This window comes from Clostridium perfringens (assembly GCF_016027375.1).
Taxonomy (GTDB): Bacteria; Bacillota; Clostridia; order Clostridiales; family Clostridiaceae; genus Sarcina; species Sarcina perfringens.
Genome location: NZ_CP065681.1, coordinates 128124 through 142861, shown reverse-complemented (window position 1 = coordinate 142861; position 14738 = coordinate 128124). Strand labels below are relative to the sequence as shown.

The following is a 14738-nucleotide window of genomic DNA, read 5'->3' as shown; positions in this document are numbered from 1 at the left end:
TAAGGAATATCGTTTATACTTGTATTGTTAAATATAACTTTCTTGAATTTAATAATAAGCTTAAAAATCATATTGTTTTATTAAGAAAAAATCAGTGGTATTATAATGCTAATAAATAGAAATTGTTATGGGGATAGTTAGTTATTTGAAGTGGTTTAAGAGTATATTTTAATTTTTAAAATTTTATATGGAGGGAGATAAATTTGAAGATTAAAGAATCAAAAACTAGAAGATACTTAATTAATATTTTATTAGTGACTATGACTATAATAGGTATAATTCTAATATTAAATGATCAAATTAAAGATTATTTTATAAAAAGAAACAGCAGAAAGTATTCTGTAGAAAATTTAGAAATAAATGATATTAAAAAAAATAAGGAAATGCCTGCTTCTTTTGACTTTGATAATGTAAAAGAAATTGATTCTAAATCAGTATTTATGGAGCAGTACAAAAATAAAGAGTTGCCAGCTATAGGGGGAATAGCAATTCCAAGTGAGGGTATAAACTTATCAATTTTTAAAGGGTTGTCTAATGAAGCCTTGATTTATGGTGCAGGCACTATGTCTAAGAATCAAGTTATGGGAAAAGGCAATTATTCATTAGCAAGTCATCATACAAAAAATCCAGAACTTTTATTTGCTCCATTAGAAAAGGTTAAAGTAGGTGAGAAAATTTATTTAACTGACTTAGAAAATATTTATGTTTATGATATTACATCCAATCAAAAAGTATCACCAGATTCAGTACATGTATTAGATGAAATTCCAGGTAAAAATATTGTTACTCTTGTAACCTGTGGAGAAAGTGAAGGTATTACTAGAATAGTGGTTCAAGGGGATCTAATATCAATTACTCCATTAAATAAATCTACACAGGATATGAAGAATGCATTTAATATTGATTCGAAAACATACTAATTTAATTCATTATAGGTTATTGAAAGAAAGTAGGTATTTAATTAAGTACCTACTTTTTTGTATTTATAATTAAATTTTGAGAATATTAATCCATAGATTATTTAAATTTAATAAATATTAGAATAATTTATATGTTAAATTATTAACAAAATCATTGATTTTTGGTAAAATTTTAATATAGGGTATATAAATTGATTATAAGTTAAGAGAATTTGATTACATCTTTACTAATTTATATGTTAGTAATAATATGTTTAGCTTTAAGCAAAAGAAGGGGAGAATTAATATGAGTAAATATATTTATGATGAGAATGTTTTCTTAAAGATAGATAATTTTGATAATATTTATTTTGAAGAGAAAGATTCTGTTTTAAATATAAGGTTGGTCAAAATAGAAGATGGGCTAGTAAAAGAGTTTTTTGAGGATGATTTAAAATTTGATTTATCTAAGTATAATAATACAAAGAAAGAATTAAATAAAAGTTTAGTTTATGAATTAAAAAATGAATTCCTAGATTTTATGGATAATGAAAAAGAAAAGATATTTGATGTAATTATAAATTTAAAAGAACTTAAGGAAGAACTGTGTAGTAAACAAATAAGTTTAGTATAGTTTTTAAGGGTATAAAAATAAGATTAAGATACTTATCTTAATCTTATTTTTGTTTAGATATTAATAATATCCTGAAATTAAAAGGTATACTTTAATCTATCTTTAGCTTAGTAATATAAAGATGATTTATTTTTAAATAATTTAATAAGCTTTAATCCTCCTATTAATAATAAGATAATAGAGATTATCATGAAAACTATATTTGTTATTATTGGTGAGAAACCTTTTAGTGAGGAAGTTATTAATGGAAGTATTAAAATACCAAATAAATTATAAGTTATATGAGATATTATTGATGCATATAAAGAATTTGTATAGTAAAAAAACGCACCTAAGAATAATCCTAATATAAATGCATAAACACCTTGAACTAAATTACCATGAGCTATAGCAAAAATTAATGCTTGTACTATTAAGGCTATTGGGAATTTATAATTATCTCTTAAAAAACCAAAAATAACTCCTCTAAAGAAAATTTCTTCAAATATTGGTATTAAAACTATAACTATTACAAGTGCCAGTATTGAATTATGAGTAGCATTCATAGCATTTCCTACAAGTGAGTAACTTTCAAATATACTAGGGAACAGACTGCCGAAAAATCCCATTAAGAATAATATAAGCATTGTTAATCCAATAGAAAAAATTACTATATAGATTAATGTGTTTCCTTTAACTTTATTAAATCTACAACTTTTAAATAGTTTTTCTTTTGCGCCTAAGTATATTAAAAATAATACAATAAGCATTATTAAATCGGAGATTAAGGATAAATGATACATAACAGGTGTGATAACTTCCATTATATTAAATGAATCTGGACCTACTTTATTTATGACAAAATAAACTAATACATAGGTACCTGAAACTAAATTTGATATAAAAAAATAAAGTAGGGGCAAGCCTATTACGAATCCTAATGTCTTAAAGACTTTTTTCATTTATTTTCCTCCTTTTAGTTTAAAATATTTTAATTATAAATATTAGTATCTTAAAGCAAAATATTTATAAAAAGTAAAAAATATGAAATAATTATTAATATTGTATCAGAAAAAACACACTATGTATACTTTGATACTGGAGTAAAGTATTTAAATATTTATGGCTTTATAAATATTTTTTTGGTATCTATTTAATAAGACTAAAAGTTAATTAATCATTTAATAATAGCAATAAAAAAGAATTCTTGTAATTTAATATGTATTTAAAAGGTAATAGATTTTACTCTATTAAGAAAGCTTAATTGTAATTTTATATATAACTAAATACTTATAATATTTATATAAAATAAGTATTTTTACTTATAAGAGAAAGGGTATATAATAAAATCATCAAGTGAGTAGGAAGTGGTGATTAGATAGATGAAAAAATATTTAGATAAGCTTCAAAACATGCCAATAGGAATTAGTGGAACTTGCTTGGCATTTATAACATTGAGTAATTCATGGAATTTAAAAGGAATAAATTATTTTAAACCAATAGCAATATTTTTAGCAGTTTGTATGCTATCTTTAATGATTTTAAGGCTTATAAGATTCCCAAAGGTTATGTATCAAGAGCTTAAAAACCCAGTAACAGGAACATTTTATCCTACAATGGGTATGGTTGTTTGGTTAGTATCAGGATTCTTTTATCCTTACTTTCCAGTAGTATGTAGTTGGCTTTGGATAGCAGCTGTAATATATCATTATGGAATAGTTATTTTCTATACAATAATCAGAATAAAAGAAAGAAAGTTTGAAAACATAATGCCAACTTGTTTCATAGTTTATACAGGTATGATAACAGGTAGTGTAGCAAGTAAAGGTATGGATGGGGTAATTCCTCAAATCCCTCAAATAGCACATTTTATGCTTATGTTTGGATTTATATTCTATACAATTCTTCTACCATTAGTTTTATATATAGTATTTAAAAGTGAAATATTAGATGATCACAAATTACCAACAGTAGGTATAATTTGTTCACCAGCTCCACTTGGAGTAGTTGGTATATTAACTATAGAACCAAACCCTAACCCATACATGTTAGCTTGGTTAATAATAACAGGATTAATATTACTTGTTGTTGTTTATGGATACATTTTAAAACTATTTAAAGAAGGTTTTAAACCATCATACGCAGCATTTACATTCCCATTAGCAATTGCTACTTTATCAGCATTTAAGTTATCAACTTATTTTACTGGTTTAGGATATGCTAAAATGGCTAACTTATTTAAATTCTTAGGTGATGTTGAAATATTTATAGCAACATATGTAATATTCTTTATGCTACTTAACTTCTTAAATATGTTCTTCAAAGCTATAAGTCCAAAACTTGGAGAATATGTAGAGGAAGAAGAAGAATTAATAGGTGGAACTCTTTATTCAAAATAATTGAATAGAGTTTACATATAAACTTAAGACTTGATTCGCAGTTGAATTTTAGTCGAAAATTTCTAGAATGGGGCTCAACTTCTAGAGATACAAACTCTTATATCTATTATTGTTATAAGATAAGCTTTTAGTTAAACAACATAATAAAAATCTCAATCACTTTACAGTATTTTATAATAAAGATTATGGGTAATTCTTTAATAGTAAGTCAAACTCCCACCGACTTTATAAAATGATAAAATAAACAAATTTAGCCTCTACTCATAATCTTTTTATAAGATGCTCCAAAAATAATGTGTCATGCTGTATTTTCTATTTTTTGGAAAATCTAAAAGATAAGTGGAATGATTTAATAGTCATTCCACTTATCTTTTTTATATAACTAAAAACTTATTATTTATATAATTTTTTAGTATTTTTATTTATATATTTAGGTATGTATAATAATTTCGTAATGCAACTAAAGAGAAAACTTTAGGAGCTTACTTAATATGAGAACAAGAAAGGTAACATATGAGGAATAAAATATTAAAAAAATCTAAGTCCATATTACCTGGACTTTTTATATGCTTAATAATAGGCATTATTGCTGAATTTTTAGGAAAAAGCTTTCCTACTATAGGAGCAGCTACCTTTGCAATATTTATGGGAATATTTTTAGGAAATACACTTTTTAAAAGTGATAAGTATGATGAAGGTACTAAATTTTCAGAAAAAGATCTTTTAAACTATTCAATTGTTTTAATGGGAGCATCTTTAAATATTATTGATATAATGGCTCTAGGATTTAATGGAGTTTTTTATATAGCTATTTTAATGACATTAACAATATGTACAACTTACTTTATAGGAAGAAAGTTAGGCTTTGGAGAAAAGTATTCATTACTCATGTCAGCAGGGAATGCTGTATGTGGTTCATCAGCAATAGGATCAGTATCTCCAGTAATAAAAGCTAAGGATTCAGATAAAGTAATTGCCATAACCATAGTAAATGTAACAGGTACAATATTAATGATACTTTTACCATTAATCACATCTATTTTATATAACAACGATGTTTTGCAGAGTTCTGCATTAATGGGAGGAATATTACAGTCTGTAGGACAAGTTATTGGTTCTGCTAAGTTTATTGGTGACCCAGTTGTAGAACTAGCTACAGTATTTAAGATTATAAGAATAATATTCTTAGTTGTGGTAGTTTTAGTTTTTGCTAAGATAGAGGTTAATGAAGAAAATAAAGAAGAAATAGCTCATCATCACAAACCAACACATAAGGTTCGTATTCCATGGTTTATAATAGGATTTTTTATTATATGTATTTTAAATTCTATTGGAATTATTCCAGGAATACTTGGAAGAACATTTAAGTGGATTAGTTCTAATTTTGAAATCATAGCTTTAGCTGGTATAGGAATGAGAGTAAAAATTGGAGATTTAGTAAAGGAAGGGCCAAAGGCTATGCTTTATGGAGGGCTTGTAGGAGTTTGTCAAATTATATTTGCCCTATCATTGATTAATATATTTATAAAATAAAAATCGTCAAAGAAGTTGGATAAAATATTTAAACAGTATTTTATTCAACTTTTTAATTTTTATATATTTTGATTATGATGTTTTATTAGTTAAATAGTTTTTTCTAAAATATATTGAAAGCTTATATGATAAATTAAAGCATCATTTTATATCTTAAAAATTCATATATCTTAAATGAAGAGTTTATTAGGAGGAATAAAATGATAGGAGAGGTATTAAGTTTTGCATATGATCAATGTGCTAAACTAGGTTATGCTATGGGATTTGGAGCAATGGAAGGATTAGTTATATATCTTGGACTTTTAGCCATAATTGTATTGAAGCTTTTTAATAGTAAAAGCAAAGCTAATTAGTAGGTTAAGAGAGAAGTTTATATGCTTATATCAAATCAATTAAATATATTTAAGAAATAGATTGTATTAGCAGAAATCTTGGGAGTGTTTGTTAGAACAAATAGCTTAAAAATATATAAAAAAATAAAGAATAAACTATATTAATAAGTATATTTGTGAATAAATTTGATTTGAGAAGTGTCAAATACTTTAGTAGTGTAAAACACTAGTTTTTTAGAGCTTATAACATTGATTTTTATAAGATAAAAATTTATAATTAATTGATTTCATTATAAAATAATAATTTTTTATTTTCGACAAAAAGAAAAAGGCTGTGAAGTTATCACAGCTTTTTTCTTTGTTTTAAATAATATTTTTAATCTATAGAAACTAAAGAGCTATCTTCATTTATTTCTTTATTAGAAGTCTTTTTATTTCCTAAAATATTTAAAATTGAAGAGCCAACTATTATTATATATCCTGTAAATGATAAGAAATCTGGAATTTCTTTAAAGAACATAAAGCCGTATATAGCTGCTATAATAAGCCCAATGTAATCATACATTGATATTTCAGATGCTGGAGCATTTTTGTAAGCTATGGTCAAGGCAACTTGTCCTAATGTAAAAGCTATTCCTGCACTAACAAGTAAAAGTATATTTTGTAGTGTTAAATTATCTGTATTCATAAACATTGAAGGTAACATAACAATAGTAGCTATACCAGTAAAGGACAAGATTATTGTCCAGAAGTCTTCTTTGTCACCAAGTACTCTTATCATTGTATATGCCATTCCTGCAAAGGCAGCAGAGGCTACGCCAATAAGAGATGGAATTATAGCAGTACTAAATTGAGGTTTTATTACAAATAAGCTTCCTGCAAAGGCTACTATTAAAAGAGTAAATTGTTTTTTAGTAATTTTTTCGCTAATTAATAAGTAAGAAAAAATTATTGTAAAGAAAGGTGCTAATTTAGTTAGTATTGTTGCATCAGATAAAAACATTTTATCTAAGGCGTAATAGTTTGTTAGTATTGATAGAGTACCTACAACCCCTCTAACTAGCAAATATTTTCTACTTTCTTTTTTTCCAAAAAAAGAGCCTTTTTTATAGGCTATTATAAAGCAAACTATTAAGGTTGCTACAACATTTGTCAAAAAAGTTTTTTGATATGAGTTAACTCCTACAGCTAGCTTACTAAGTAGATTCATAGTAGCAAAGGCTGCTGAGGCAAGTATCATAAAAATAATTCCTTTAAATTTTGAATTCATTTTTTTTCTCCTTAATTTATTTTTATATAGATCTTCAGATTATAGTTTATTCTAGTCAGTATTCATTTCATTGTTTATTAAAACACCCTTAATATTCTATATAAAAATTAAAAGTATTATTATAAATAAACAAAGACTATTATAGAGCTAAGAAAATAAGAGGTCAAATTTAATTGCAAAAATATTTATATAATAATTATGAATAATAGAAAGAATATAAATAAAAACTAGGACATAGAGAAGAAAGTAGAGTAAAATTATTTGTTAGAGGATAATAAATAATTTTGCAGAAATAAAATTATAAATTAAGTTTAAGAAGGTGATTTTTTTGAAAGCTGAAATAATGGCAATAGGAACAGAAATACTTTTAGGCGATATAGTAAATACCAATGCTCAATTTTTAGCTAGAGAGCTAGCTAACTTAGGAATTGGAGTTTATCATCAATCAGTAGTTGGAGATAATTCTGAAAGGATTTTAGAGGCTTTTGACAATGCTTTTAAAAATTGCGATACAATTATTACTACAGGTGGCTTAGGACCTACTAAGGATGATTTAAGCAAGGAACTTGCAGCAAAGTATTTCAATATGGAAATGTGCTTAAGAGAAGAGCTTCTTTGTGATTTGGAGGATTATTTTAAGAAGAATAACCTTGAAATGACAGAGAATAATAAAAAACAATGTTATTTTCCAAAGGAGGCCATAATACTTCCAAACCCTAATGGAACAGCTCCAGGAGCTATTTTAGAAGGAGAAAATAATAAGAGAATAATACTTCTACCAGGACCACCAAGGGAAATGGAGCCAATGGTTACAAACCATGTAGTACCATACTTAAGTAAATTTACTGATAGTGTTTTAGTATCTAAGATTTTAAGAGTTTTTGGTATTGGAGAAAGCAAGATGGAGGATTTAGTATGTGATCTTTTAGATAATGAAAATCCAACAGTTGCTCCTTATGCAAAAAATATAGATGTTATTTTAAGAATTACTGCTAAGGGAAAAGATAAGGAAGAGGCAGAAAAGCTTATTGCTCCTATGGAAAAAGAGATTAGAAAAAGACTTGGAGATAACATCTATGGTGAAGGGGAAGTAACTCTAGAAGAAGTAGTTGGAAAATTATTAGTTGATAAAAAAATGACAGTATCAACAGCTGAATCTTGTACTGGTGGCATGGTTGCAAGCACATTAATAAACTATCCAGGAATATCAGAAGTGTTTATGGAAGGCGCTGTAACTTATTCTAATGAAGCAAAAATGAAGAGACTTGGAGTAAAAAAAGAAACTTTAGAGGACTTTGGCGCAGTTAGTGAAGAGTGTGCTAGAGAGATGGCAAAGGGTATTGCTAAAAATGCAGGAACAAGAATAGGAATTTCTACAACAGGTATAGCAGGTCCTGGTGGTGGAACAGAAGAAAAGCCTGTAGGTCTTGTTTATGCTGGATTATGCATAGATGGAATTACAAAGGTTAAAAAATTTAATTTTAAAGCTGATAGACAAAAAGTTAGAACTAGAACCATGATGAATGTTTTAGATTGGTTAAGAAGAGAGCTTGAAAAAATTGATTAAAGAAAATTAAGTTTTAAAAACCTTAGTTTTATCTTATAAATATAAAGAGAATAAAAAATTACCCATTAAGTAAACTTAATGGGTAATTAATATGTGCTTAGAGTGTCTAATAATTTATTTTAAAAAGCTTAGCTTTTAAATATGTCTTACTTAAAAATTGAGAGAGTATATGAATACTCTCTACTAGAAAAACATGAAGAAAATTTATTACATTATAAGGGTTTTAAGGGGGAGACAGTTTCGTTAGTCCGTACTTTAACGAAACTGTCAGTATAAATAAAATGGGGGAGAGGCTATTATAAGATTGAAGCTTATTGCCTCAGTAAATATTATTAACAGTATTATTTTTTTTATACAGTTAAAACAAAATATTTTTTATATTTATTATTTATTTTTAAGAAAAAAGTTTAAGAAAAAAATTAAGTCTATTATACTTAAAGATGATAGATATAGTTTATTAAAATATTTATAGAATTTATGTGTTTTAAAATTAATATAATAAAAAGTAAGTAAAATAAAAAAGTAATTAATTAGTAATATAAGATAATTGATAAATATGTTATATTTTAAAATGATTAATTATGCTTTAAAATATTAAACTTGGATTTATGTAATTTTTAAATTAATTCTTTATAGAAGGGAGAAATAAGATGAAGCCTATATTTAAAGTAAGTTTATATTTTTTTATAGTATTAGTTTTATCTATAGTAGGGCCAATGTTTGTGACGCCAGTACTATATAAGATAGGATTAGTGCCGCCATTAGTTTTAATGGTAATACACATAATATTTTTCATAGTGCCAGCAATAATATATATAATTGTAACTAAGAGTAATTATAAAAAGGTTTTTAGCTTTAAAAAACCAAAGGGAAAAGATGTGTTCTTTTCTATATTAATAGCAGCTTTAGCGCTTCCAATAATGACATTCTTCTCATATACATCAAGTTTCTTTTATACAAATGATGTAGCCTTAGTTTTAGATCAAATGAGAGCATATCCATTATGGTTAATGATTTTAGTTGTAGGGGTAACACCTGCCATAACAGAAGAAATAACTATAAGAGGTATTGCCTTATCAGGATTTGAATTTAAAAGTAAAAATGTAGCTGCAATAATGACAGGAATAATGTTTGGTATTCTTCATTTAAATGCACATCAATTTTTATATGCTACAGCCATGGGAATAATTTTAGCTTATGTAGTAAGAGCTACAGGAAGTATATTTTTATCAATGTTAATCCATTTTCTAATTAATTCATGGAATTTAATTCAGCAAAGAATAGTTAGTCAAGGAATAACTACAGAGGATTTAGTACATTCTATGGACTCTATAAAAAATATTCCAATGGAATTAAAAATAGGAGTGTTCTTATATTATTTAATTGCTGCAATAGTAGCTGCATTTTTAATTAGTTACTTAATAAGAAAGATGGAAAAGAGAAACTTCGATATAACTTTAGATGAGTTAGATGTTGCAACAAGAGTTTCTTATAAAGAAGAGAGAGTAATAAATGCACCGTTTATAATAAGTGTAATAGTATTTATTGTATATACCTTCTTTATAATGAAGGGGTAATAAAAAGTCGTTGTAATATTATTTGAAAATGGGCTTATTTTTGCATGTATGAGTTTAAAAAAACAGCAAATAAGCTTTAAAAAAGGAACTGTTTGGGAGAACAGTTCCTTTTTCTATTAAATTGTGTGGTTAACTTAAGAGTGTATTAAGCTATTAGTATTATTGACTAATAATTAAAAAAATATACCAATTAATATATTTTAAATTTTTTGCCTAGAATAGTGTTTTTATATTCTAAGGTTGCATCTGTAAAGAAATGAGAAATTTTCTTGTCTGTAACTATTTTAATACCATTATCCATAACCACATCATCATTTTCACGCTGTTCATCCAGAACAACTTCAATATTTAAGCCTGCTCAGCCAGAGGAACAAGCTTTTATTCTAATGGCATCTTTATCACTATTATCAAGCATATCTTTAACTTTATCTAAAGTGTTTGGATGTATTTTAACCTTCATAATAAAAACCTCCTTATAAATTTTAGTGAATTTAATATATAAATTAACTTTATTTATTAAATTATATACTCTTATTAAAAAGGGAGCTATAGTATGTAATTTTAAGTGTGAATAAAAAAATAGTGTTATGATTTTTTTATATATTTGAATAATAATATATGAATTTAGAAACAATATGAATATTTATATGATAAAATAGTTTTATTAACAAAATGTTCAAAAAGTACTTGAAATTTTACCTGAAAGTGATATTATAAGTTATATAAGGAATAACAATTATTAATTAATATGGCTTAAAAATTATTTATTTGGAAAAATAATTTTAATTGTGTTTTTTCAAATAAGTGATTTGTAGGAGGTTTTTTATTATGAAAAGTTTAAAAGGTACTAAAACTGCTGAAAATCTAATGAAATCATTCGCTGGTGAATGCCAAGCAAGAACAAGATATACTTATTTTTCAAGTACAGCTAGAAAAGAAGGTTATGTTCAAATATCAAATATATTTTTAGAAACTGCTGAAAATGAAAAAGAACACGCTAAGAGATTTTATAAATTCTTAAAAGACGATCTTCAAGGAGAAGCTGTAGAAATAAATGCTGCTTACCCAGTAGAATTACCTACAGATACATTAACTAACTTAAAATTTGCTGCTGACGGAGAACATGATGAATTAAGTAATCTTTATCCATCATTTGCTGATGTAGCTGACGAAGAAGGATTCCCAGAAGTAGCTGCTGCTTTCAGAATGATAGCTAAAGCAGAAACTGCTCACTATAATAGATTTATGAAATTAGCTAAAAACATTGAAGAAGGAAAAGTATTCAAAAAAGATGAAGTAGTACTTTGGAAATGTGGAAACTGTGGATTTATTTGGGAAGGTGCAGAAGCTCCATTAAAATGCCCTGCATGCTTACATCCACAAGCTTACTTTGAAGTTTTCAAAGAAACTTATTAAAAAATAGATTTATTCATGCTTAACTCGTATAATTTTATCAATTGAATGTAAATATAATAAACTAAAACTTATTTCAGAGAGAAGAAATTCTCTCTGATTTTTTTTATAAATAAAGAGCGTATATCAAAATAACTTTTGATGTACGCTCTATAAATTTTAAGTGTTAATGTAGTGGATAGCTAAAAACCACCATTTTATTTTCATCATTTATTGGTCTCCAAAATTGAATTTCATCAATTAAAAGCTCTCTATCAAAATTATAATCTTGAAGTTTTGTATAAGCTGACTCAAACTCATCCTCTCCCCATACTCTCTGTGCAAAATATGGGTTAGCTAAGGATACATGAAGCTGCCATGTATCTGGGTTAGAAGTCAATTTAAATCCTTCTTTTGATAAATTCTCATAAAGTTCTCTAGAAAGTTTCTTTATTACTCCACTTTCTTCATCTACTTTTAAATTTACAGACCTATAAGGTTCTCCAAATTTAATCAGTCCATTTAAATGAACTTCAAATTTTTTATATGATTTTAAAGTGTTTTTTACTACTTCATTTAATTTATCCATATCAGGATCTTCAATTACAGCTAAGGTAATATGAAGCATAGGAAGGTTCTCATAAAGTTTATATTCATTTGAAATGGATTCTTGCAATGGCTTTATTATTGCATAGGAAACCTTATCAAATAGTGCCACTAAGTAATATAGCATAGATAAACCCCTTTCTTACTAGTTTGTACAATTTATACCAAGTATTTAATCTATTATATCATATAGAAACTTAGGAAGACTACAAATAGACCTTATTACAATAGGATATACACCCTTAAGAAATTGGTTGATTTTATTTAAATGGACTATTAAGAAAATAATTGATTTTATTTAAAAGTAATATTAAATTTTAAGAACAAATTTTAAAAAGATGTATATATTAGTTTATTGAGGGAATTTATGAGGAATCTAAAAAGCTTTTAGTAAACTGAAAGTAAAAAAGAGATAAATTTTATGGAGAGGAAGAAAAATATATTTGAAAAACTAAAGTTAGATAATATACTATATATAATGTATATTAGAGAGTTTAAAAAGAAGTTTATTTAATATATATTTTAGTTTGAAATTTTTGAAAGGTGGAATAGGGAAATGGTAGAAAGCAGAGTAAGTAGATTAAATAAGAAAAAATCATCTAAGATGTCAGTTCTATATAATATAGTTGGAATTTGCTTTTTAGCTTTAATTTTATTTGTTGGTAGCCAAATGTTTCTTTAAGAATTTACTACTTAGTTGGAGTTTGTTTACGTAGATAGAATTTCTGTATAAAGAAGTAAGAGCTTAATGATAGTTAAGTAAATGATTTTCTTTATATGGATAAAGTGAGTGTAAATAAAAATTCCAGCTTAAAATATTTAGTATTTTACATAATATGAGGTTTAGTTTAGAAAATAAATTTTTTTGTTAAGGGATAGTATTTTGAGTTCATATATTTTATGAGATTATTTTTATAGAGATTTTTAGATAAGGAGATAGAAGTTAAATGAGTATTTTAATAGTTAAAAATATGAATCATGGCTTTGGAGATAGAGCTATATTTGAAGATGTGTCTTTCAGACTTTTAAAGGGGGAGCACGTTGGACTTATAGGAGCAAATGGAGAAGGTAAATCAACTTTCATGAACATAATTACAGGTAAACTTATGCCAGATGAGGGAGATGTTCAATGGAGTAATAAAGTTAGAGTTGGTTACATGGATCAGCATGCTCAGCTTGAGAAAGGCAAAACTATAAGAGAAGTTTTAAGAGAAGCATTCCAATATCTTTTTGATATGGAAGTTGAAATGAATGGTCTTTATGAGAGAATGGGTGAAATGTCAGAGGATGAGATGACTAAAGCCTTAGAAAGAACAGCTACAATTCAAGATATGTTAGATCATAATGGATTTTATATGATAGATGCAAAGGTTGAAGAGGTTGCAGCTGGATTAGGTCTTAGAGATGTAGGATTAGATAAGGATGTTACTGATTTAAGTGGAGGACAAAGAACTAAGGTTTTATTAGCTAAGCTTTTATTAGAAACACCAGATATATTACTTCTAGATGAGCCTACAAACTATCTTGATGAGGAACATATAGCTTGGCTTAAAAACTATTTAATAGGATATGAGAATGCATTTATCTTAATATCACATGATATTCCATTCTTAAATAGTGTAGTAAATGTAATATACCATGTTGAAAATAGAGCATTAACTAGATACACTGGGGATTATAATAATTTTATGAGAGTATATGAAGCTAACAAGAAGCAATTAGAGGCTGCTTATGAAAGACAACAGGCTGAAATAGCTAAACTTGAAGACTTCGTTGCTAGAAATAAGGCTAGGGTTGCTACAACAGGTATGGCAAGAGCTAGACAAAAGAAATTAGATAAAATGGATAGAATTGAGCTTGCTGCTGAGAAACCAAAACCAGAATTTAACTTTAAGCAAGGAAGAACTTCAGGTAAATTAATCTTTGAAGCAAGGAATTTAGTTATAGGATATGATGAGCCATTAAGTAAACCACTTAACATAAGAATGGAAAGAGGACAAAAAATAGCCTTAGTTGGAGCTAACGGACTTGGAAAATCAACACTTCTAAAAAGCTTAATGGGATTAATAAAACCAATAAGTGGAGAGGTTGAAACAGGAGATTACCAAAGCATAGGATACTTCGAGCAAGAAATAAAAGAAGCAAACTATAATTCATGTATAGAAGAAGTATGGCAAGAGTTCCCTGGATACACTCAATACGAAGTAAGAAGTGCCCTAGCTAAATGTGGATTAACAACTAAGCATATAGAAAGCTCAGTAGCAGTATTAAGTGGGGGAGAACAAGCTAAGGTAAGACTTTGTAAGCTAATAAACAAAGAAACAAACATACTTATCCTAGACGAGCCAACAAACCACTTAGACGTTGAAGCTAAAGATGAATTAAAGAGAGCATTAAAAGAATATAAAGGAAGCATACTTTTAGTTTGCCATGAACCTGAATTCTATAGAGATGTAGTAACAGATGTGTGGAATTGCGAAGAATGGACTACTAAGATTGTATAATAAATGATTAAATAAATGAAAGCTATGGTTTAAAAACCATAGCTTT

At 26.6% G+C, this 14738-nt stretch carries 13 protein-coding genes; 10 read left to right on the top strand and 3 right to left on the bottom strand.

The window, feature by feature from the left end; all coding sequences use genetic code 11:
* Positions 1–203: 203 nt before the first annotated feature.
* Together I6G60_RS00855 and I6G60_RS00850 are read left to right on the top strand one after the other, a co-directional pair.
* Positions 204–920 carry a class A sortase gene (locus I6G60_RS00855; RefSeq protein WP_197925534.1) on the top strand — a complete coding sequence of 239 codons (717 nt, stop codon included), beginning with the start codon at positions 204–206 and terminating at the stop codon, positions 918–920.
* Positions 921–1206: 286 nt separating this feature from the next.
* Complete coding sequence (locus I6G60_RS00850) at positions 1207–1533, top strand: hypothetical protein (RefSeq protein WP_003448594.1); 327 nt, start codon at positions 1207–1209, stop codon at positions 1531–1533.
* Between the two features lie 107 nt (positions 1534–1640).
* Here I6G60_RS00850 and I6G60_RS00845 read toward each other — a convergent pair whose 3' ends face one another.
* Positions 1641–2474 (bottom strand): CPBP family intramembrane glutamic endopeptidase, encoded by an 834-nt coding sequence (locus I6G60_RS00845; RefSeq protein WP_003457470.1) that lies wholly within the window; start codon positions 2472–2474, stop codon positions 1641–1643.
* Positions 2475–2894: 420 nt separating this feature from the next.
* Between I6G60_RS00845 and I6G60_RS00840 the strand changes: the two genes are divergently transcribed.
* The 3 genes from I6G60_RS00840 to I6G60_RS00830 all read left to right on the top strand — a co-directional run bounded on the left by I6G60_RS00840 (position 2895) and on the right by I6G60_RS00830 (position 5797).
* Positions 2895–3911 carry a TDT family transporter gene (locus I6G60_RS00840; RefSeq protein ID WP_197925532.1) on the top strand — a complete coding sequence of 339 codons (1017 nt, stop codon included), beginning with the start codon at positions 2895–2897 and terminating at the stop codon, positions 3909–3911.
* A 513-nt stretch (positions 3912–4424) separates the two neighbouring features.
* Positions 4425–5444, top strand: a complete 1020-nt coding sequence (locus I6G60_RS00835) for a YeiH family protein (RefSeq protein WP_003457548.1) — start codon at positions 4425–4427, stop codon at positions 5442–5444.
* A 200-nt stretch (positions 5445–5644) separates the two neighbouring features.
* A complete protein-coding gene (locus I6G60_RS00830; protein WP_003462888.1) occupies positions 5645–5797 on the top strand; it encodes a hypothetical protein in 153 nt (50 codons plus the stop codon).
* Positions 5798–6152: 355 nt separating this feature from the next.
* Here I6G60_RS00830 and I6G60_RS00825 read toward each other — a convergent pair whose 3' ends face one another.
* The gene (locus I6G60_RS00825) at positions 6153–7046 is read right to left on the bottom strand and encodes a DMT family transporter (RefSeq protein WP_197925530.1); all 894 of its coding nucleotides are present in this window, start codon (positions 7044–7046) and stop codon (positions 6153–6155) included.
* A gap of 328 nt (positions 7047–7374) precedes the next feature.
* On the opposite strand from I6G60_RS00825, the gene I6G60_RS00820 reads away from it, so the two are divergent.
* The 3 genes from I6G60_RS00820 to rbr all read left to right on the top strand — a co-directional run bounded on the left by I6G60_RS00820 (position 7375) and on the right by rbr (position 11606).
* Positions 7375–8613, top strand: coding sequence for a competence/damage-inducible protein A (locus I6G60_RS00820; RefSeq protein WP_197925528.1), 1239 nt, complete (start codon positions 7375–7377; stop codon positions 8611–8613).
* Positions 8614–9263: 650 nt separating this feature from the next.
* A complete protein-coding gene (locus tag I6G60_RS00815; protein ID WP_197925526.1) occupies positions 9264–10190 on the top strand; it encodes a CPBP family intramembrane glutamic endopeptidase in 927 nt (308 codons plus the stop codon).
* Positions 10191–11018: 828 nt separating this feature from the next.
* The gene (rbr, locus tag I6G60_RS00810; RefSeq protein WP_003448599.1) at positions 11019–11606 is read left to right on the top strand and encodes a rubrerythrin; all 588 of its coding nucleotides are present in this window, start codon (positions 11019–11021) and stop codon (positions 11604–11606) included.
* 163 nt (positions 11607–11769) lie between these two features.
* On the opposite strand, the gene I6G60_RS00805 is transcribed toward rbr, so the two are convergent.
* On the bottom strand, positions 11770–12315 hold the full coding sequence (locus tag I6G60_RS00805; protein ID WP_003457557.1) for a 2'-5' RNA ligase family protein: 546 nt from the start codon (positions 12313–12315) through the stop codon (positions 11770–11772).
* Between the two features lie 429 nt (positions 12316–12744).
* Between I6G60_RS00805 and I6G60_RS15380 the strand changes: the two genes are divergently transcribed.
* The gene (locus I6G60_RS15380) at positions 12745–12870 is read left to right on the top strand and encodes a hypothetical protein (protein ID WP_003448566.1); all 126 of its coding nucleotides are present in this window, start codon (positions 12745–12747) and stop codon (positions 12868–12870) included.
* A gap of 265 nt (positions 12871–13135) precedes the next feature.
* Entirely contained in the window at positions 13136–14692 is a 1557-nt protein-coding gene (locus I6G60_RS00800) for an ABC-F family ATP-binding cassette domain-containing protein (protein WP_057230373.1), read from the top strand.
* Positions 14693–14738 lie beyond the last annotated feature (46 nt).